We start from the raw sequence: 20,492 nt of genomic DNA, 5'->3' as shown, positions 1-20,492 counted from the left end.
GCTTCGGGCTTCAGCGGTTGCTGTTCAGCGGCCCCGGGTCGCTCATGCTGGCCTTGCCGGTTTCTACGTGTCCCGCAAAGCGGCGAAGGAACGGCGCGTTGGACGACGACCCGGCATCCGAGGTGACCGACAGGTCGTACCAGCCCGAACTCGCACCCAGAACCCAGAGGTCTTGCAGCGTGGCTCCAGCGGCCAGGTTGTGGGTGCGTGCGGCCTCCTTGCTGTAGGCATTGCTCACCGTCACCGAGCAGGCCGCCGATCCGCTGTTGGTCAGCGTCAGGGCGACATTGCCGTTGGTGACGTCGTAGCAGACCTTCGCTTCGGGGCTGGCCGTGCCTTGGGACACCGCGGAGGCATTGCCCTTGTACTGGCACAGGTAGCCGTTCGGCCCGTAGGCGGCGAAGTCGTAGGCGCCCTTGGTGTCCGACAGGAGCCAGTAGTCCGACAGCACATCGCCCGGCGAGACGGTGTAGCGGCGCGGGTTGTCGTTGGGCTTCAGGCGGTTGTACACACAGAACGCGGCGCCCACGCTGCCCGTGTTGGAAAAGTCGAGCCAGAGCTGCACGTTGCGCGTATCGACGCGACTGTGCACGAAGTGCTCGTAGGGCAGGGGCCGCGCCTTGCGCGTGCCCGGCTCCTGGGAGGGCATCAACTGCGGGTTCGGTACGTAGTCGGTCCGCGTGCCGACGGTGATCGATGCGACCGGCGCGATCTTCGGAACCGACGTGTCCTGGTTGCCTGAAAAGTCGAAGGCCGACGTCAGGTTTCCGCAAACGGCCCGGCGCCATTGCGAGATGTTGGTTTCGGCAACGCCGAACCGCGCTTCCAGGAATTGCAGGACCGAGGTGTGGTCGAAGGTCTGCGAACAGACCCATCCTCCGGCGCTCCATGGCGACACGACGAGCATGGGCACGCGCGAACCCAGGCCGACGGGCTGCAGTCCGCCGGGGTCGCCGCTCGGCACCAGCGAGCCCTTTTCGTAAGGGAAGCGGTCCAGGTCGAGAAACTCATCCTTGAGGCTGTCGATCAGTCCCTTGGACACAAGGCCGCTGTCGTTGGCGTTGCCCGCCACGGCTTGCAGTGGCGGCATCGGCGGAACGACGTGGTCGAACAGGCCGTCGTTCTCGTCGTAGTTGATGAGAAAGACCGTCTTGCTCCAGACCTCGGGGTTCGACGTCAGCGCGCTCAGGATGGCCTCGATGTACAGCGCGCCATTGACGCTCGTGGCGCTCGAGTGTTCGCAGAATTTTTGCGGTGCGACGATCCAGCTGACCTGCGGCAGGTTGTTCTTGCTGACGTCGCTGGCGAATTCGACCAGGGTGTGTCTGGAGGCGCCCTTGTCCCGAAGGACGCCGCTCGTCTGGTAGGCCGCGAAGTGCTCCAGCGAGTTGTCGGTGAAGTTGTCGGCCTCCTTGGTCAGGTTGTTGTAGCCCTCCGAGCCGCCCTGGTAGAGCTTCCAGCGGATTCCCTTGGCCTCCAGCCGCTCCGGATAGGTGGTCCATGTGTAGCCGTTCGATCCGTTGCGCTCCTGCAATCCGGGGCCATTGGGCTGGGTGCCCATGACGTTGCGCGGATCGATCGTTCCCGTCCACAGGTGAACGCGATTCGGCACCGTGTCGGCGGGAACGGAGGCATGGTACGCATCGCAGATGGTGAACGCGTCGGCCAGTGCGTAGTGGAATGCGAGGTCCCTGCGGCGCAGGTATCCCATCGTCATCACGTCCTGCTTCTGGTTCAGCCACTGGTTGTTCTTGCCGTTGTTCAAGGCACCGTGGCCGTCGCTCCATCCGTGCTGCGTGCCCGCATGTCCCTTGGTCGTGCGTGGGTCGATGTAGAACGGCAGCACGTAGGTCGCGTCGCTGGCCAGGCCGCGCGCGTTGTAGACCCGCTTCGGGTCGACCGGGCTTTCGTTCGGCGTGGGCTGGTACCAGACCGGGCGGCCGTCCGGCAAGACGTGCGGGCGCGGGTCGTTGAATCCGCGCACGCCCTGGAGGGTGCCGAAGTAGTGGTCGAAGGAGCGGTTCTCCTGCGTGAGGATCACCACGTGCTCGACGTCCTCGATGGTGCCTTTCACGTTGTTCGGTGGAATGGCCAGCGCGCGCTGGATCGAGGGCGGCAGCATCGTGAGTGCGGCGGCTGCACCGGCAGTGGTGGCCGAGCTGCGCAGGAAGCGGCGGCGGCCGGGATTGGAAGCGGTCATGGTGTGGGGTGTCGGCAAAGAGACGATGAAGGTGGGGCGTGCCCTCAGGGCGCGCAGTGAAAGACGGCCTTGGTGCCGGTGTCCGGCGCGGGCGGATCGGGCGTGACGGCGACGGGCGGCGGTGGCTGCGGCACGAACGACGTGCCCCCGCCGCTTCCGCCGCAGGCCGCGAGCGCGGCGATCAGGGCTGCGCCCGATACGGTGCGCACCATCCGTTGTTTCTGTCGATTGCTCATCATGTGGCTCTCCCCTTGGAAGTAAGAGTGATTGCCCTTGGGCAGGCGTTCGGAGCACGACGCCGTGCAGTCGAAGGGCAGCGTGAAACGGCTTGAAGCCGGGCGCGATAAATCGCGTTCGTGCAAATCTGTGAATTACACAAATTCACCCAAAAGCAATTTATGCCTCGAATGCTAGGCAGGCTTCATGACATCGGAGCGACAGGTGTTCGCACGTCTTTTTTCTCGAGACGTCGGGTCGTTCAATGCGATGGATGGCGCTTGCCGGTCGTCCTGCCAGGGACGCGGCAAAGCGCAGACGACGCGGCCGGCATGCGTGCCGGCCACGACGCAGCCGGCGCGTTTCAGCGCGGTGCGTCTCAGGCTTTTTTGGGGGCACGGGCAGCCGAATGCTGCCCGCGGGAACACTACCCTTCGATCTTGCCCAGCCGCGATTCCCTCAACCGGCTGGGCGCCAACGCCCCGGCCGATTCGAGGATCGGGTACGCAATCGAGCAGATGTGCGAGTTGATCCGCTTCAGGTCGCTGATCAGGTCGATGTGCAGCGAGCTGGTCTCGATGCTCAACGTGGTCTGGTCCGACAGGCGGTCCAGATGGGTCGTCGCGTAGGCCCGCTCCAGATCCCGGAAGCGCGCCTTTTCTTCGAGCAGCTTCTGCGCGTCGCGCACGTTGCCGTTCAGGAACACGCTCATGCTCAGCCGCAGGTTGGCAACGAGCCGCCCGTGCAGCTCGACGATCTCGGCCATGCCTGCTTCCGAGAAGTTGCGCTGCGGCTTGATCTTCTTGTCTTCGATGTCGATGATCACGCGCTCGATGATGTCGCCGATCTGCTCCATGTTGATCGTGAAGCTGATGATGTCGGTCCAGCGCCGGCTTTCTTCTTCGCCCAATGCCTCGCGCGAGATGCGGGTCATGTAGTACTTGATGGCCGAGTACAGCTCGTCCACCGTGTCGTCGAGTTGCCTCAGCTCCTGGGCCAGCCGCAGGTCGTTGTGGCGGATCACGTCCAGCGTGCCGATCAGCATGGTCTCGACGATGTCGGCCTGGTGCAGTGCTTCGCGCGCCGCGTTCGAGATGGCCAGCGAAGGCGTCGACAGCGCCGATGGATCGAGGTGATGCGGCCGGGTGGTGCCGGCCGGTTGCTGCGGCACCGGCAGCATTCGCGTGACCAGCTTGGCCACCCATTGCGTGAGGCCGATGAAGCCGACGCTGATGACGACGTTGAAGGCCAGGTGGAACAGCACCACGCCATGCGTCTGGTTCGGCAGCTCGGGCTGCACGTAGCGAATCCACAGTCCGATGAAGGGCGCGACGACGGCCACGCCCAGCGCCTTGAACAGCAGGTTGCCCACCGTCACCTGCCGCACCGCCACCGCCGACTTGGCCGTGGTCAGCACCGCCAGCAGCCCGCTGCCGAGGTTGGCACCGAGCACGAGGCCAAGCGCCACGTCCAGCGGCACCACGTTCGACGTGGCCATGGCCGCCACCAGCAGCACCACCGCCAGGCTCGAATAGGCCACGATGGCCAGCACCGAGCCGATGGTGATTTCAAGCAGCACGTCGCTGTTGAGCGATGCGAGCAGCGCGCGCACGGCGGGTGACGAGAAGAGCGGTTCGGTGGCCTCGACCACCAGCTGCAGCGCGAGCAGCATCAGCCCGAGGCCGATCAGCACGCGCCCCACGCGCCCCGCCACGCTGGCCGAGCGCGTGATGAACAGCACCACGCCCACGAAGATGAACATGGGTGAGAGCCACGACAGGTCGGCCGAGAACAGCACCGAGATCAGCGCCGTGCCCACGTCGGCGCCGCGCATCACCGCCAGCGCCGCGGGCAGCGTGACGAGGCCCTGCCCGACGAAGGACGAGGTCATGAGCGAGGTGGCGGTGCTCGACTGCACCAGCGCCGTGACGCCGATGCCCGAGAGGGCGGCCGTGAAGCGGTTGCGCATGCTCTGCACGAGGATCTTGCGCAGGTTGGCGCCGAACACGCGCAGCACGCCGGTACGAACGAGGTGCGTACCCCACACCAGCAATGCGACTGCCGCCAGCAGATTCAGAAGGTGCTTCATGGAGGTCGGGTTCTGGCCTTTCTCTTGTTTTCGTTTTGCTTCGTTTCGACCCCATTTTCCACAAGTACGCGCTTCAGTCGATCAGGGCTCCGTTGTCGTGGAAGGGATAGGGGCCTTCGAAGCTGCCGGAGGCCGCCAGGTGGGTGACCAGCCGGCCACCCCGAGCCGACCACGCGTGCACCCGGAAAGCCGGCGGTTCGAGCGTCCAGGCCGAAGGGGCGTCGGGCGCAAGGTCGAGGCAGACCTGATGGGCCTGCGCCGGCGAGGTCGAGGCGATGGTGCCGCCGAAGCGCACGTCGATGGCACGATGCAGGTGGCCGCAGATCACGCGTTCGACGTTCGCGTAGCGGGCGATCAGCGCTTCGAGCGCATCTGCGCCTTGCAGCAGGCCGATCTCGTCCATGTGCCCAATCAGCGTTTCGAAGGGCGGGTGGTGCATGGCGACGACCACCGGCTCGTCGCGGCAGGCGTCGAGCCGGGCTTCGAGCCAGGCCAGGCGCTTCTCGCACAGCGAGCCGTGGCTGGCACCCGGCACGCAGGTGTCGAGCGTGAGCAGCCGCAGCGCGCCGACGCGCACCGAGTACTGGATGAAGCCGTCGGTGTCGTCGCCGGTGCCGAGGTAGGTATGACCGGGGAAGCTGCGGCGCAGCTGGTCGCGGTCGTCGTGGTTGCCCGGCATGAGGTAGACCGGCATGGTCAGCGGTGCCAGCAGGCGGGCGAGGTGCTCGTACTCGGCGGCGCGACCGAAGTCGGTCAGGTCGCCGGTGATCACGACGGCATCGGGCGGCTGCCGCAGTGCCTGCACCGACTGCACCGCGCGCTGCAGGTAGGGCGCGGTGTCGATGCGGCCATAGGCCAGCCGGCCCGGCTCGCGGATGTGCAGGTCGGTCAGCTGGACCAGGAAGGTGTTGTCGGAATGCGTGGTCGTCATGCGGTGGTTTCCTGCGACGTCATCAGGCGATCGGGGTGGATGCGAAGACCGACCGCGTCGCCCGGACCGAAGGGGTTGTCGCGCCCCACGTCGGCCACCAGCACGGGCTGGTCTTGCGTGCGCAGGTGCAGCTGCACGCGGTCGCCGAGGAAGGTGCGGCGCTCGACGGTGGCGTTGCCCCAGTCGGGCTGGGGCGCGCCGACCTCGATGTCTTCGGGCCGTGCCAGCAGCATCGCATGGCCCTGCCACGCAGTGGGGCAGGGCACGGTGCAACCCCCGAGTCGGACAACGCCTTGCGCGATGGCTTCGGCCGCGCGTTCCAGCCGGTTGACCCGGCCCAGGAACTCGGCCACGAAGGGATGCGACGGCGCGCGGTACAGGTCTTCGCCACGGCCCACCTGCACGATGCGGCCGGCGCGCATCACCGCGAGACGGTCGGCAATGGCAAGCGCCTCCTGCTGGTCGTGCGTCACGTGGATGGCCGTGATGTGCAGGCTGCGCAACAGCTCGGCCAGCTCGTCGCGCAGCGACTCCTTGAGCTTGGCGTCGAGCGCGGCCAATGGCTCGTCGAGCAGCAGCACGCGCGGCCGCACGGCCACGGCGCGCGCCAGGGCCACGCGCTGGCGCTGGCCGCCCGAGAGTTCGGCGGGGCGCTTGTTCTCGAGGCCACCGAGCCGCACCAGATCGACCAGTTCGCCGACCCGGCGCTTTTCTTCATCGGGCGCAATGCCGCGGATGCGCAGGCCATAGCCGATGTTGGCCGCCACCGTCATCTGCGGAAAGAGCGCGTAGCTCTGGAACACCATGCCCACGCCGCGATGCTCGACCGGGCGCTGCGTCACGTCCTGGTCGCCGAACACGATGCGGCTGCCGGCGTCGGGCGCCTCCAGCCCCGCGATCAGCCGCAGCAGCGTGGTCTTGCCGCAGCCCGAGGGGCCGAGCAGCGCGAGCACCTCGCCGGCCTCGACCTTCAGGTCGGTGGGCTGCAGGCCGCGCGTGCCGTCGGCGTAGGTCTTCGCGCAGTTCGCGATGTCGACGGGGATGCGTTCAAGTTCCATGGCGTTTCTGCATCAGGTTGGCAAGGTACTGCAGGCCCCACAGCACCGGAAGAATGACGGCGAAAAAGATCAGCGTGTAGGCCGATCCGATCTCGATGCGCATCGAGGCGTAGCTGTCGGCCAGGCCCACGGGCAGGGTGCGCGTGAGCGGCGTGTGCAGCATCCAGGTGAGGTTGAACTCCCCCACCGAGAGCGTGAACACCATCAGGCTGCCGGCCACGATGGCCGGGAACACGGCGGGCACGAGGATGCCCAGGAAGCGCTGGCGGAAGTTCGCGCCCAGCGAGCGTGCGGCCTCTTCGAGCGCGAGCAGGTCGTCGCGCTCGAAGGCCGAGCCGACGGTGCGCACCATGAAGGGCAACGTGAAGATCATGTGGCCCACGAGGATGAAGGCGAAGCTCTGGCGAAAGGCGGTGAGCTGTCCGTAGGCCAGGATCAGCGCCAGCGCGGTGGCCAGCCCCGGCACCGCGACGGGCAGCGTCAGCAGCTCTTCAAAAATGCGCGCGGCGCGCGAGCGGCTGCGTGCCAGCGCATAGGCGCAGGGCACGCCGATCAGCACGGTGCCCACGACACAGGCTGCGGCCAGTGCGAGCGACCAGCCGACGGTGCCGCCGTAGTTCTCCCACACCTCGCCGAGCCAGCGCAGCGTGAGGCCGCTCTTCAGCCCTGTGCTGTAGTTGTTGACGAGGCCCGCCATGACCGACAGCAGCATCGGCGCGATCATGAAGAGGCTCACGATGACCGTGACGGCGAGCAGGAAGGGCGCCTTGGCTTGTGTGTTCTTTCGCATGGGTTGCATGTCTCGGCGTGCTTCAGCGTGCGACGGGATTCGCGCCGAAGCGGCGCGCGACGAACAGCACCAGCCAGGTCACGATGCCCAGCGAAATCGACAGCGACGCGGCGAGCGCGAAGTTGGCGTAGTTGGTGAACTCGTTGTAGATGGTGATGGGAATGACCTCGAACTTGCTGGCCAGCGTGAAGGCCGTGCCGAAGGCGCCCATCGAGGTGGCGAACAGGATGGCGCCGCAGGCCAGCGTGGTGGGCGCAAGCTCCGGCATCCACACGTCGCGCGCTACGCGTAGCCGCGAGGCACCGAGCGATCGGGCCGCTTCCTCGAGCTGCGTGTTCATCGACTCGGCTGCCGCTGCGTAAGTGGCGATGGCGCGCGGCAGCGAGAAATACAGGTACGCCAGGAACAGCCCGAGCAGGCCGTAGGCGACGGTGATGCGTTCGCCGAACAGGCTGTCGCCGAGGTCGGCCACCACGCCTTGCCGTCCGCCCAGCAGGATCACGAAGAAGCCGATGATCACGCCCGGAAACGACAGCGGCAGCGTGAGCAGCGACAGCAGCACGCGCTTGCCCACGAAGGCGTGCCGCGCAAGGTAGATGCCCACCGCCGCGCCCAGCACCAGCGTGGCCAGCGTGACGGTGATCGAGAGCACGACCGTGTTGGCCATGCTCTGCAGGTAGCGGGCGTCGGTCAGCACCGCGAAGTAGGTGGCCCAGCCCTTGTCGGCCGGCAGCGTGAGCAGGCGCACCACCGGCAGCAGCCAGAAGGCCGCGAAGAAGGCGGCCGCCGGTGCCGCGCAGGCGAGCAGCCGCCAGCGCGGGTTCCAGGCGTTGGAGGTGGTGGCTTGCGTCATCTCATGCCGTGCGGGTCAGCGCACTTCCTTCAGGTACTCGTCGGAGAAGGCGCGCTGCGCGGCAGCCATGCGGCCGTAGTCCACGCTCTTGGCGCGGGCGTATTCGCTCGCGGGCAGGAACTGCGCCTCGATGTCCTTGGGCATCGCGCTGGCGCGCACCGGGCGCAGGTACGCCTTGGCCCAGATGGCCTGGCCTTCGTCGGACAGCGTGAAGTCGAGCACCTTCTTCGCGTCGGCCGCGTGCGGGGCCTTGGCGACCAGGCTCATCACATAGGGCACCGCCAGCGTGCCTTCGCTCGGGATCACGAAGGCGACGTTGGCCTTGTCCTTGTACTTGGCGCGGTAGGCGTTGAAGTCGTAGTCGAGCAGGATCGCGATTTCGCCCGAGAGCACGCGCGCATACGAGGTCTGCTTCGGCACGATGGGCTCGTTCTTCTGCAGGGCCTTGAAGTAGTCGATGGCCGGCTTGAAGTTGTCGAGCGTGCCGCCGCGCGCCTGGTTCACGGCCACGGCGCCGACATAGCCGACGAAGGCCGAGGCGGGGTCGAGGTAGCCGATCAGGCCCTTGTATTCGGGCTTGAGCAGGTCGGCCCACGACTTGGGCACCGGCTTGCCCTTGAGCGCATCGACGTTGACCATGAAGCCGAGCGTGCCCGAGTGGATGGTGAACCAGTTGCCGGCCGGGTCCTTCAGGCCGTCGGGAATGTCTTTCCATGCGGCCGGCTTGTAGGGCTCGACCAGGCCGTCCTTGGCGGCCTGCACCGCGAAGGTCACGCCCAGGTAGGTGACGTCGGCCACGGGGCTGGCCTTCTCGGCCGCCATCTGTGCGAGCGACTGGCCCGAGTTCTTGTTGTCGGGCGGCACGGTGATGCCGGTCTTGGCCTTGATGGCCTTCAACTGGGTGCCCCAGTCGGCCCATTCGGTCGGGCAGTTGTAGCAAATGGCGGTCTGGGCCATGGCGCTGCCGGCTGCGGCAACGAGCGCGGCGGCCAGCACGCCGAGGCGGGCCATGCGATGGAAACGGAAAGACATGGAAGAGCTCCTTGGATGGATGGGGGCGGAGAACGGGGAGAGGGAAACGGGTCGATCAGGAAGCGGCGGCGTGTGGTTCGCGTTCGCGCGCGGATGCGCACGATTCGCCGTCGCGGAAGGCATGGGGAAGCAGCAGGCTCGCATCGGCCTGCAGCGTGGTGCCGCCGGCCATCGCCTGGATCAGCAGTTCGACGCTGTGGCGGCCGATGTCGCTGTTGGGTTGCGCGATGGTCGTGAGGGCGGGCGTGAGGTCTTCGCCGAGCGCGATGCCGTCGAAGCCGACCACGCTCAGGTCGTCGGGCACGTGCAGGCCGCTCAGGTGCGCGGCGCGGATGCTGCGGATGGCGAGCAGGTCGTTCGAGCAGATCAGCGCGGTGGGGCGGTTGCGGGTCGCCTGCAGCTGGTGCGAGAGCGCATCGACGGCGGTTTCGACGAAGGGCACTTCGATCAGCGGCGGGGCATCGAGCCCGGCGTCGGCCATGCCTTTCAGGTAGCCGCGATAGCGCTGTTGCGCGCGGTCCGATGCGGCGAGCGTGCCGCTGACCATGGCGATGCGGCGATGGCCCAGCAGCACGAGGCGCGTGACCGCATCGGCCACGGCGCCTTCGCTGTCGACGGAGACGCAAGGGTGGTCGGCGTGCCGGTTGTAGGCCAGCACGTAGGGCACGCCGGCCGTTCGCAGCCGGGGAAGGGCGGTCGAGGTCGAGGGGTTCGACACGACGAGGATGAGCCCGTCGACGTTGCCAGCCAGCAGCAGGTGTACCGCGCGCTCTTCTTCGTCGAGCTGGTAGCCGGTGGTGACGGGAATGATGGCGTAGCCCCCCGCGACAGCCGCGCGCGCGATGCCCTGCAGGCATTCGGCGAAGGTCGGGTTCAGCAGCGTGGGCAGCACGACGCCGAGCACACGGCTGCGCTGGGTGCGCAAGGTGCGGGCGCTGGCATTCGGCAGGTAGTTGAGCTCGCGCGCCACCCGCTCGACCAGCTCCCGCGTGGCGGGGGTCACCTTGTCGGGAAAGTTGAAGGCCCGCGACACGGTGGCCACGGAGACTCCGGCTTTGGCTGCAACGGCTTGAATGCTCATCGTGCGGTGTTCATGTAATCGATTACATTGAACCGCCGCAGTATGACCCCGCTATGACAGGCCCTGGAAGTGGGGAGAAACCCTTTGGCTTCGAGCGAGATGGGGAGCTGGCGAAGGAGCCCGTATTACTCCCTCTCCCTCCGGGAGAGGGCTGGGGTGAGGGCCGACGGCATCAACGCCACGACAAGCGCCCGGTAGGCGGTGCGGCGTGGTCGGCCCCTCTGGGCCGCCGAGGAGCGCAGCGTTTCGCGGATCAGGGCTCGCAGCTGTTTGAGCGCAGCGAGTTCTGCGAGACCCCGCGAAACGCGAGCACCGCAGGGAAGCCGCGAAGCGGCCGGCACAGCGGGGCTGAGCGCGCCGTACCGCCTACCGGGTGCTCCCCAAAAAAGACTACTTGCCGCGACGAACCCGACGAATCTCGTCAACGATCAAACAGATCGCGCCCAAAGTGATCGCGCTGTCCGCAGCGTTGAACGCCGGGAAGTACCAGTTCCCCAGATGGAAGCTCAGAAAGTCCACCACGTAGCCATGCATCATCCGGTCGACCACGTTGCCGATGGCCCCGCCCAGGATGCAGGCCATGGAGAAGGAGAACAGCTTCTGCCCCGCGTGCGACCTCAGCATCCAGACGATGAATATCGCAGCGCCCACGCCAATGGCCGTGAAGAACCAGCGCTGCCACCCCGAGTGATCTGCCAGGAATGAAAACGCCGCCCCCGTGTTGTGCGCCCGCACGACATTGAAGAAGCTCGTGACGTAGGTCCAGTCACCGACCTTGTAGTAACCTAGGATCAGCGTCTTGGTGAACTGGTCGATCATCACGATGATCAGCGCCAGCCCCAGCCAGGGCCAGATGCCCAGGCTGCCACCGCGCGAACGCGATGCCGATGCGGAGCGCGCGGCCGCCATCAGGCAAAGCTCCGCGATTCGCCGGCGCCGAACAGGTTGCTCGTGCAGCGCCCGCAAATCGTCGGATGGGCCGGGTCGTGGCCCACGTCGTCGCGGTAGTGCCAGCAGCGGTCGCACTTCTGTGCGGTGCTCGGCGTCACCACCGTCGACAGCGCTTCGCCAGCGGCCAGCTCGATCGCGGAGGTGATGAAGACGAACTTCAGGTCGTCGCCCAGCGAGCCCAGCAGCGCGAAGTCGTCGGCCGGTGCCGTCAGCTGCAGGTTGGCCTGCAGCGACGATCCAACCTTGCCTTCGGCGCGCACCGCTTCGATGTTCTTGTTCACCGCATCGCGGATCTCGCGGACGCGGCTCCACTTGGCGAGCAGGGCTTCGTCGGGTGCCGCGAACTGGCTGTACGTCTGCGCAAAGATCGATTCGCCCGGCTTGCCGGTGCCCACGAACTTCCAGGCCTCTTCGGCCGTGAAGCTCAGGAACGGCGCCATCCAGCGCAGCATGGCTTGCGAGATGTGCCACAGCGCCGTCTGCGCACTGCGGCGCGCGAGCGAGCCCGGGGCCGTCGTGTAGAGACGGTCTTTCAGGATGTCGAGGTAGAAGCCGCCCAGGTCTTCCGAGCAGTAGATCTGCAGCTTGGCCACCACCGGATGGAACTCGTACACCTTGTAGTGCGCAAGGATCTCGGCCTGGAACTGCGCTGCGCGCGCCAGTGCGTAGCGGTCGATCTCGAACAGTTGGTCGAGCGGCACCGCATCCTTCGTGATGTCGAAGTCGCTGGTGTTCGCCATCAGGAAGCGCAGCGTGTTGCGGATGCGGCGGTAGGCATCGACCACGCGCGCAAGGATCTTGTCGTCGCCCGCGATGTCGCCCGAGTAGTCGCTCGCAGCCACCCACAGGCGGATGATTTCCGCGCCCAGCTTGCTGCTGATCTCTTGCGGGTCGATGCCGTTCTTGAGCGACTTGCTCATCTTGATGCCCTTGGCATCCACCGTGAAGCCGTGCGTGAGCAGGCCCTTGTACGGCGCGCGGTCTTCCAGCGCGCAGGCGATCAGCAGCGACGAATGGAACCAGCCGCGATGCTGGTCGTGGCCTTCGAGGTACAGGTCGGCTTCGGGGCCGGTCTCGTGGTGCACCGTGGGGTGCGTGCCGCGCAGCACGTGATAGAAGGTCGAGCCCGAATCGAACCACACCTCGAGGATGTCGGTGCTCTTGGTGTAGTGCGGTGCGTCTTCGGCACCGAGGATCTCTTCGACGGTCACGCGGCTCCAGGCCTCGATGCCGCCCTTCTCGACGATGTCGGCCGCCTGATCGAGGATTTCCATCGTGCGTGGATGCAGCTCGCCCGAATCCTTGTGCAGGAAGAACGGGATCGGCACGCCCCAGCTGCGCTGGCGGCTGATGCACCAGTCAGGACGGCCGGCGATCATGTCGTGCAGGCGCGCCTTGCCGTTCTCGGGGTAGAAGCTGGTCTGCTCGATGGCGTCGAGCGCGGTCTGGCGCAGCGTCTTGGGGGCCTTGTCCTTGGTGAACACGCCTTCGCCCTCGTCCATGCGCACGAACCACTGCGCGGCCGCGCGGTAGATCACCGGCGTCTTGTGGCGCCAGCAGTGCGGGTAGCTGTGGGTGATGGTCTCGGTGGTCATCAGCCGGTTGGCGTCGCGCAGCGCGGCGATGATGACCGGCACGGCCTTCCAGATGTTCTGGCCGCCGAACAGCGGGAAGTCGGGCGCGTAGCTGCCGTTGCCCTGCACCGGGTTCAGGATGTCGTCGTACGCCACGCCGTGGGCGATGCAGGAGTTGAAGTCGTCCACGCCGTAGGCAGGCGAGGAGTGGACCAGGCCGGTGCCGTCGGTGGCGGTGGCGTAGTCGGCCAGGTACACGGGCGACAGGCGCTTGTAGCCGGCGTCGACGTCGTACAGCGGGTGTTCGAACTCGAGGCCGCCGAGCTTCTCGCCCTTGACCGTGGCAACCACCTTGCCGTCGAGCGCATAGCGGTTCATGCACATCTCGACCAGCGAGTTGGCCAGGATCAGCAGGCCGCGCTCGGTGTCGACCAGCGAATATTCAAGCTCGGGGTTGAGGTTGATCGCCTGGTTGGCGGGGATGGTCCACGCGGTGGTGGTCCAGATCACGGCGAAGATGTCGCCCAGCAGCAGGTGGTCGGCCTCGAAGGCCTTGAGCACCTTTTCGCGGTCGTGTGCCTTGAAGGCCACGTCGATGGTCTGGCTCTTCTTGTCGGCGTATTCGATCTCGAATTCGGCCAGCGACGAGCCGCAGTCGAAGCACCAGTACACGGGCTTCAGGCCGCGATACACAAAGCCGCGCTCGATCACGCGCTTGAACGCGCGCAGCTCGCCGGCTTCGTTGGCGAAGTCCATCGTCTTGTAGGGGTGGTCCCACTCGCCCAGCACGCCCAGGCGCTGGAAGTCGGCCATCTGCTGGGCGATCTGCTCGGTGGCGTAGGCGCGGCTCTTGGCCTGCATCTCGTCGCGGCTCAGGTTGCGGCCGTACTGCTTTTCGATGGCGTTCTCGATCGGCAGGCCATGGCAGTCCCAGCCGGGCACGTACAGCGCGTCGTAGCCTTCGAGCTGGCGTGCCTTGGTGATCATGTCCTTCAGGATCTTGTTCACCGCGTGGCCCATGTGGATCTGGCCGTTGGCATACGGCGGGCCGTCGTGCAGGATGAACTTGGGCGCGCCGTGGCGGGCGTCGCGCAGGCGGTGGTAGCGGCCTTCGTCGTTCCATTCCTTCACCCAGCCCGGCTCGCGCTTGGGCAGGTCGCCGCGCATCGGGAAGGGGGTGTCGGGCAGGTTCAGCGTGGAACGGTAATCGGTGGGGGAAGCAGCGTCAGACATGTTGGGGTGCGAAACAGGGGGCTTCGACAGGCTCAGCCCGAACTGCATTGAGCGGTCGGTGCGGAAGAAAAGCCGTTCGCCCTGAGCTTGTCGAAGGGCGGCAGCACGGTGCGTGCAGGGCTAAATTCGGTCGCGCGTGGTCTGGCGGTGGGTTTCGGCGTGGGTCGATGCAAAGAACGCACGTGCGTCGCGGCCATCCTTCGCGATGCCCGCTGTGAGGGCTTCGAGGCTGGTGTAGCGCAATTCGTCGTGCAATTTGTGCAGGAGTTCCACGCGGACGATTTTACCGTAGGCCCCTTCGGACCCCAGATGCGAGGGCCACTCCAGGCAATGGGTCTCCAGCAGCACCCGGCCGCCGTTGACGTCGTTGGCGTCGAGGGAAGGGCGCACGCCGAGGTTGGCCACGCCGGGCAGCGGCTTGTCGGCCAGGCCATGCACCAGCACCGCGAAGATGCCGCTGGCGGCCGGTTTCCAGTGCTTGAAGCGCAGGTTGAGGGTGCGAAAGCCGTCGTCCTGGCCCGGCGCCGAGGCGCCCAGCGCGCGGCCGAGCTTGCGGCCGTGGACCACGTGGCCCGAAATCGTGTAGGGCCGGCCGAGCAGCGTCTGGGCGTCGGCCATGCGGCCTTCGGCCAGCGCCTCGCGCACCGCCGAGCTGGAAACCCGCAGGCCGTGCACCTCGTAGCTGTTCATGCGCGCCACGTCGAAGCCACGCGCGTCGCCGGCCGCGTCGAGCATGGCGTAGTCACCGGCCCGCTTGGCGCCGAAGCGGAAGTCGTCGCCCACCAGCACATAGCGCGCCCCCAGGCCGTCGACCAGCACGTTCTGGATGAATTCCTCGGGCGACTGCGAGGCCAGCCGGGCGTCGAAGGGCAGCACGATGGTCTGGGCCACGCCGCAGGCCGCGAGCTCGCTGAGCTTGTCGCGCAGCGTGCCGATGCGCGCGGGCGCCAGGTCGGGTTTTTTGGTGAGGGCCGCGAAATAGTCGCGCGGATGGGGCTCGAAGGTCATGACGCAGCTCGGCAGCCCGCGCTGGCGAGCCTCGGTCTGCAAAAGCGCGAGCATGGCCTGATGGCCACGGTGCACGCCGTCGAAATTACCAATCGTGAGGGCGCAGGCCGGAGCTACGCCCGGGTGCCGGAAGCCGCGGAAAACCTGCATCGGTGAGTATCTTTTTGATAGCGCCTTTCGCCCGTCAAATGGGCGAGTCAGGCCGTTTTGTCACAAAGCCGGTATATTGTGACGCAGTGCGTTGATTGGCGTGGGTCTCCGATGCGCTCCGTGTCCCTGGTCTTTCCGTGTTCTCTCCCTTTCTTGAGGAGGCGTGTGTGAAGGTCTTGAAGCTGTCGGCCCAAGGGCTGCCCCAGTCATGGATTTCGCTGGAACAGGCGGTGATCCACTATGCGGCGGACGAAGTTCGCTGGGAAGTGGGCGCGCAGGTCGCGGTGTTTCGTGGCGGCCACAACGCGATCACGGGCGAGCAGTCGCAGATCGCGATCAACAGCATCATCGGCACCAAGGGCGTGCCGCGCATCAATCCCTTCACCCAGCGTCCGGGCCTGACCAACAGCAAGCTGTTCTCGCGCGACCGCAATGTCTGCGCCTATTGCGGCGGGCATTTCCATGAAGACGAGCTCACGCGCGAGCACATCATTCCGTTCGCCCAGAAGGGCATCGACACATGGATGAACGTGGTCACGGCCTGCAAGCCCTGCAACCACCGCAAGAGCAGCCGCACGCCCGAGCAGGCGAACATGCCGCTGCTGTATGCGCCCTACGTGCCCAGCCTCTGGGAAGACTTCATCCTGCGCAACCGCCGCATCCTGGCGGACCAGATGGAGTTCTTGATGGCGCACCTGCCGCAAAGCTCGCGGCTGCACGACACCTAGCTTCTTCAGCGCTTCCAGTCCGGCGGGCGCTTCTCGATGAAGGCCTGAACGCCTTCGAGCGCGCTCTCGTCCATCATGTTGCAGGCCATGGTCTGGCTGGCGTCGGCCAGCGCGGCTTCGATGCCGGTTTCGAGCTGGCGATAGAACAAGGCCTTGCCGAGCGCGAGCGCCTGGCGCGGCTTGGCAACGATGCTGGCCACCAGTGACTCGACCGCGGCATCGAGTTCCTCAGGCGCAGCCACCCGGTTGACCAGGCCCTTTTCGCGGGCCTCCTGCGCGCTGATGAATTCGCCCGTCACCAGCATCTCGAAGGCTTCCTTGCGCCCGAGGTTGCGCGACAGCGTCACGCTCGGCGTGGCGCAGAACAGCCCCATGTTCACGCCGCTGACCGCAAAGCGCGCGTCGCTCGACGCCACCGCCAGATCGCAGACCGCGACCAGTTGGCAGCCCGCCGCCGTCGCGATGCCATGCACGCGCGCGATCACCGGCACGGGCAGCCGCTGGATCGACAGCATCATTGCGCCGCAGCGCTCGAAGAGCTGCTGGTAGTACCCCAGCGAGGGCTCGGCGCGCATTTCCTTCAAATCGTGGCCCGCGCAAAAAGCCTTGCCAGCGGCTGCGATGACGACTGCGCGCACGGTAGCGTCGGCCGCGATCTCGCCGATGGCCTGTTCGAGCGCGCCGAGCATCCCTTCGGAGAGCGCATTGAACGAAGCTGGGCGGTTCAGCGTCAGCGTGACCACGCCGCGCGCATCGCGCGTGGCCAGCACGAAAGGGGCGGAGGCGTCGGACACGGTGGCGCGCCTCGCTCAGTAAGTCAGCTCGAGCACCGTGGTGTGCTCCTTGGCGGCGGGCCAGGTCAGCCCGGTGATGCGCTCGCCGTTGAACTCGCCCGTCACCGCGCGCTGCGGCGCGCTGGCGGCAATGCGCAGCCGCGAAGTCGCCACCCCCGCGCCCTTGGGCGGCACGCCCGCCGGCGGGCTCTGGCCGTCGAAGCGCATGGTGTCGCGCTGTGCGTCGAAGTAGCCGCGCGGCCGGGTGAAGACGACGACGGCGTTGGCGCCGTCATCGGCCGGCACGATGCGCTCGGGGCGCAGGTGCACGACGCCGCTGCTGCGCGGGAACGGGCTGCGGTAGATGTGCGTGGTGCCGTAGCCCGGTGCACTGAGGACGAACTCGTAGGCCGTGTCGCCGCGCGCACTGAACGGGCCCCAGCGGCCATCCGCACCGATGTTCTTGGTGTGCACCGCGTCGCCGCGCCGAACGCCCGTGGCCGGGTCGACGGCAAACACCGTCACCTGCCCGCCGTTCAGCGAGAGGTTTTCGGCGCCGATCGCGCGACCATCGAGCACGACGTTGGCCTCGGCCACCACTGCCGTGGTGCGCGGCGCCTCGCCGGTCAGGAACTGCCACGTCGCCGCAAATGCGGCGGGCGAGAACGAGGTCTCGCGATGGTCGACGCGCGGCAGCACGATGTTGGTCGCGCCCTTGAGCGCCGGGCCGTCGAAGCCGATGTTGGTCGGCTTGCCGGGCGCGCCGATCCACACGCCGTCGGGCTGGGCGTATTTGTCGTTGTTGTCCGAGCGCAGCGTCAGCCATTTCACGCCGGGCGTGACTTCTTCGCCGTTCGGGCCCTTCGGTGCATTGAGCTGCTGCATGAAGCCCGACAGCGCAGAGAACTCGTTGTTCTCGCGGAAGCCCTTCACCGCCCAGATGCCGTGTGCGGGGTTGCCACCCAGCACCACGTGGCTCACCACCGCCGCGCCGCCGCCGTTCTGTACGTAGTTGCGGATGGTGTTGCCGCCGCGTGAATTGCCGATCAGCACCACCTTGCTGGCACCCGTGGCCTTCAGCACCTTGTCGACCTGGGCCTTGAGGAAGACGGCCGACTCGCCGGTCGAACTGCGGCCCGGCTGCGCAACGGCATCGTCGTCGCGCGCGAGGGGATTGGGCTGGTCGACCGCGAACAGCCGGTCGCGCGGCCAGCCGTTCGACTCGAAGCGCCAGATCGTCGTTTGCCACAGCGCCGCCGAATCGCCGTTGCCGTGCATGAACACGATCGGCGGACGTTCGGTGAACGAAGGCGAGGGCGCGGTGGCGCAAGCGGTCAGCATGGCGGTGGTCGATGCGGTCCCGAGGAGGGCGAGGGCAAGGAGGGTGCGGCGTGATGGCATGTTTCGATCCTGGGCTGGGTTCCAAGTTAAAACGCCCACCGGCGCAAGGCGGGTGGGCGTTGGATGCTAGGGGAAAAAGGCCGTCAGGCGAAGACGCCGGCGGTGTCCTGCATGCGGGCCGACACTTCGCCCAGGTGGTGCAGGGTGTCGCCGAAGGTCAGTTCGAGCTGCGTGAGCTTGCGGAAGTAGTGGCTGCCGATGTATTCGTCGGTCACCCCGATGCCGCCATGCAGCTGCACCGAATTGGCGGCCACGAAGCGCATCGACACGCCGAGTTGGTACTTGGCGCGCGCCAGCGCCTGGCGACGCTCTTCGGCCGGGGCGTTGAGCTTGAGCGTGGCGTAGTAGCTCATCGAGCGCGCCAGTTCGAGCTGCATCTTCATGTCGGCGACGCGATGGCGCAGCGCCTGGAAGCTGGAGATGACCACGCCGAACTGCTTGCGCTGGTTCATGTATTCGATGGTCACGGCAACCGTCTTGTCCATCACGCCGACGGCTTCGGCGCAGGTGGCGGCAATGCCGACGTCGACCGCGTATTCGAGGGCAGCGAGGCCGTCGAGCGTGATCAGCGTCGCGTCGGCCTTGTCGAACACGACTTCGGCCGCGCGGCCGCCGTCCTGCGTGCCGTAGCCGCGCGCTTCGACACCGCTGGCGCTGCGCTCGACCAGGAAGAGGGCGATCTTGCCGTCGACCTTGGCGGGCACGAGGTACGCGTCGGCTTCGTCGCCCACGGGCACCACGCTCTTGGCGCCGTTCAGCGACCAGCCGGTGCCGGTCTTGGCGGCGTGGGCGTCGCACACGTCGAGGCGGTAGCGCGCCTTGCGCTCCTGGTAGGCCAGCACCACGATGGCCTGGCCGCCAGCGATGCGCGGCAGCCAGCCTTCCTTGGTGCCTGCGTCGGCGTAGCCGCTGAGCACCGCGCCGGCGATCAGCGTCTGCGCGAAGGGCTCCAGCACGATGCCGCGGCCCAGTTCTTCCATGACGACCATGCCGGCCACCGGGCCCATGCCCAGGCCGCCGTCGTCTTCGCTGATGTACAGGCCGCCCAGGCCGAGTTCGGCCAGTTCGTCCCAGGCCTCGCGCGAGAAGCCGCCCTTGGCCTCGATGCCGCGACGGCGTTCGAAGTCATAGCCTTTGTCGACCCACTTGCGAACGGCGTCGCGCAGTTGTTCCTGGTCGTCGGTGAAATTGAAATCCATATGCGTGTCTCCTCAGCCCAGAACCGTCTGCGCGACGATGTTGCGTTGCACTTCGTTCGAACCGCCGTAGATGGTGGTCTTGCGCATGTTGAAGAAGGTCGACGTCAGCGGCGCGATGGCCGGATTGCCGCCCGGGAAGTTGCCTTGCCAGCCGGCTTCCATGGCTTCGCGGATCAGCGGCAGCGAATACGGGCCACCGGCCAGCATCATCAGTTCGCTGTAGCGCTGCTGGATCTCGCTGCCGCGGATCTTGAGCAGGCCCGCCACGTCGAGCGAGTTCTTGCCCGAGGTCGCGGCCGAGAGCACGCGCAGCACCATCATTTCGAGGGCGACGATGTCGACTTCGAGCTTGGCGATCTCGTCGCGGAAGCGCTGGTCGTCGTAGACGCCTTCGCTCTTGGCGATGCGCTTGAGGCGTTCGAGTTCGCGCTTGGCGCGGTTCACGTCGGCGATGTTGGTGCGCTCGTGCGAGAGCAGGTGCTTGGCGTAGGTCCAGCCCTTGTTCTCTTCGCCGATCAGGTTCTCGGCGGGCACTTCGACGTTGTCGAAGAACACTTCGTTCACTTCATGGCCGCCGTCGAGCAGCTTGATCGGACGCACGGTGACGCCGGGCGACTTCATGTCGAGCAGCAGGAAGCTGATGCCGGTCTGCGGCTTGCCTTCGTTGCTGGTGCGCACGAGGTTGAACATCCAGTCGCCGTACTGGCCGAGCGTGGTCCAGGTCTTCTGGCCGTTGACGATGTACTTGTCGCCCTTGCGCTCGGCCTTGGTCTTGACCGAGGCCAGGTCGGAGCCCGAGCCGGGTTCGCTGTAGCCCTGGCTCCACCAGACTTCGCCGCTGGCGATGCCGGGGAGAAAGCGCTTTTGCTGCTCGGCATTGCCGAAGGCCATGATCACCGGGGCCACCATGACGGGGCCGAACGGGATGATGCGCGGCGCGCCAGCCAGTGCGGTTTCTTCTTCGAACAGGTGGCGCTGGATGGCGGTCCAGCCGGGGCCGCCGAATTCCTTCGGCCAGCCGTAGCCCAGCCAGCCCTTCTTGCCAAGAATCTTGGCCCAGTTCTGCAGATCGTCGCGCGTCAGTTCGAGCGCGTTGTGCACCTTGTGCGAAATCTCTTTGGGAAGGTTTTCTTTGACCCAGGCGCGAACCTCTTCGCGGAACTTCTGTTCTTCGGGTGTGAAGCTCAAATCCATGCGTGCCTCGCTGTGTTGATCGGTTCACCGC

General features: G+C 66.7%; 17 protein-coding genes. 1 reads left to right on the top strand and 16 read right to left on the bottom strand.

Features of this window, described 5'->3' with window-relative positions:
- Window positions 1–10: 10 nt before the first annotated feature.
- The 12 genes from ACGLHS_RS29170 to ACGLHS_RS29115 all read right to left on the bottom strand — a co-directional run bounded on the left by ACGLHS_RS29170 (window position 11) and on the right by ACGLHS_RS29115 (window position 15,166).
- The gene (locus tag ACGLHS_RS29170; protein ID WP_394485314.1) at window positions 11–2,200 is read right to left on the bottom strand and encodes a phosphocholine-specific phospholipase C; all 2,190 of its coding nucleotides are present in this window, start codon (window positions 2,198–2,200) and stop codon (window positions 11–13) included.
- A 44-nt stretch (window positions 2,201–2,244) separates the two neighbouring features.
- Window positions 2,245–2,436, bottom strand: a complete 192-nt coding sequence (locus tag ACGLHS_RS29165) for a hypothetical protein (RefSeq protein ID WP_143012571.1) — start codon at window positions 2,434–2,436, stop codon at window positions 2,245–2,247.
- 407 nt (window positions 2,437–2,843) lie between these two features.
- On the bottom strand, window positions 2,844–4,505 hold the full coding sequence (locus ACGLHS_RS29160) for a Na/Pi cotransporter family protein (protein WP_394485313.1): 1,662 nt from the start codon (window positions 4,503–4,505) through the stop codon (window positions 2,844–2,846).
- Between the two features lie 73 nt (window positions 4,506–4,578).
- Window positions 4,579–5,436: a phosphodiesterase gene (locus ACGLHS_RS29155; RefSeq protein WP_394485312.1), complete on the bottom strand. Its 858-nt coding sequence runs from the start codon at window positions 5,434–5,436 to the stop codon at window positions 4,579–4,581.
- Window positions 5,433–6,494 (bottom strand): ABC transporter ATP-binding protein, encoded by a 1,062-nt coding sequence (locus tag ACGLHS_RS29150; RefSeq protein WP_394485311.1) that lies wholly within the window; start codon window positions 6,492–6,494, stop codon window positions 5,433–5,435. The genes ACGLHS_RS29155 and ACGLHS_RS29150 overlap by 4 nt, the downstream gene beginning before the upstream one ends.
- Complete coding sequence (locus tag ACGLHS_RS29145) at window positions 6,484–7,284, bottom strand: ABC transporter permease (protein WP_394485310.1); 801 nt, start codon at window positions 7,282–7,284, stop codon at window positions 6,484–6,486. Before ACGLHS_RS29145 ends, ACGLHS_RS29150 begins: the two co-directional genes overlap by 11 nt.
- Window positions 7,285–7,306: 22 nt before the next feature.
- On the bottom strand, window positions 7,307–8,137 hold the full coding sequence (locus ACGLHS_RS29140; protein WP_394485309.1) for an ABC transporter permease: 831 nt from the start codon (window positions 8,135–8,137) through the stop codon (window positions 7,307–7,309).
- Window positions 8,138–8,152: 15 nt separating this feature from the next.
- Entirely contained in the window at window positions 8,153–9,169 is a 1,017-nt protein-coding gene (locus ACGLHS_RS29135) for an ABC transporter substrate-binding protein (protein ID WP_394485308.1), read from the bottom strand.
- A gap of 55 nt (window positions 9,170–9,224) precedes the next feature.
- A complete protein-coding gene (locus ACGLHS_RS29130) occupies window positions 9,225–10,250 on the bottom strand; it encodes a LacI family DNA-binding transcriptional regulator (RefSeq protein WP_394485307.1) in 1,026 nt (341 codons plus the stop codon).
- A gap of 390 nt (window positions 10,251–10,640) precedes the next feature.
- A complete protein-coding gene (gene lspA, locus ACGLHS_RS29125) occupies window positions 10,641–11,159 on the bottom strand; it encodes a signal peptidase II (protein ID WP_093245886.1) in 519 nt (172 codons plus the stop codon).
- Window positions 11,159–14,008 (bottom strand): isoleucine--tRNA ligase, encoded by a 2,850-nt coding sequence (gene ileS / locus ACGLHS_RS29120; protein ID WP_394485305.1) that lies wholly within the window; start codon window positions 14,006–14,008, stop codon window positions 11,159–11,161. The genes lspA and ileS overlap by 1 nt, the downstream gene beginning before the upstream one ends.
- 120 nt (window positions 14,009–14,128) lie before the next feature.
- Window positions 14,129–15,166 carry a bifunctional riboflavin kinase/FAD synthetase gene (locus ACGLHS_RS29115; protein ID WP_093245884.1) on the bottom strand — a complete coding sequence of 346 codons (1,038 nt, stop codon included), beginning with the start codon at window positions 15,164–15,166 and terminating at the stop codon, window positions 14,129–14,131.
- Between the two features lie 167 nt (window positions 15,167–15,333).
- Here ACGLHS_RS29115 and ACGLHS_RS29110 point away from each other — a divergent pair, with 167 nt between their 5' ends.
- Entirely contained in the window at window positions 15,334–15,894 is a 561-nt protein-coding gene (locus ACGLHS_RS29110) for an HNH endonuclease (protein ID WP_093245882.1), read from the top strand.
- Between the two features lie 5 nt (window positions 15,895–15,899).
- Here the strand turns inward: ACGLHS_RS29110 and ACGLHS_RS29105 are convergent, their stop codons facing one another.
- The 4 genes from ACGLHS_RS29105 to ACGLHS_RS29090 all read right to left on the bottom strand — a co-directional run bounded on the left by ACGLHS_RS29105 (window position 15,900) and on the right by ACGLHS_RS29090 (window position 20,461).
- A complete protein-coding gene (locus tag ACGLHS_RS29105) occupies window positions 15,900–16,688 on the bottom strand; it encodes an enoyl-CoA hydratase (RefSeq protein ID WP_394485303.1) in 789 nt (262 codons plus the stop codon).
- A 15-nt stretch (window positions 16,689–16,703) separates the two neighbouring features.
- Window positions 16,704–18,068: an alpha/beta fold hydrolase gene (locus ACGLHS_RS29100; protein WP_394485302.1), complete on the bottom strand. Its 1,365-nt coding sequence runs from the start codon at window positions 18,066–18,068 to the stop codon at window positions 16,704–16,706.
- Between the two features lie 83 nt (window positions 18,069–18,151).
- Window positions 18,152–19,267 carry an acyl-CoA dehydrogenase family protein gene (locus ACGLHS_RS29095; RefSeq protein WP_093245877.1) on the bottom strand — a complete coding sequence of 372 codons (1,116 nt, stop codon included), beginning with the start codon at window positions 19,265–19,267 and terminating at the stop codon, window positions 18,152–18,154.
- A 12-nt stretch (window positions 19,268–19,279) separates the two neighbouring features.
- Window positions 19,280–20,461: an acyl-CoA dehydrogenase family protein gene (locus ACGLHS_RS29090; protein WP_093245875.1), complete on the bottom strand. Its 1,182-nt coding sequence runs from the start codon at window positions 20,459–20,461 to the stop codon at window positions 19,280–19,282.
- Between the last annotated feature and the right edge of the window lie 31 nt (window positions 20,462–20,492).

Origin of the sequence: Variovorax sp. VaC1, from assembly GCF_043658315.1 — a bacterium.
Lineage (GTDB): Bacteria > Pseudomonadota > Gammaproteobacteria > Burkholderiales > Burkholderiaceae_C > Variovorax.
Note: the sequence above shows the minus strand (reverse complement) of the source record. Positions and strands in the feature narration are given on the sequence as shown.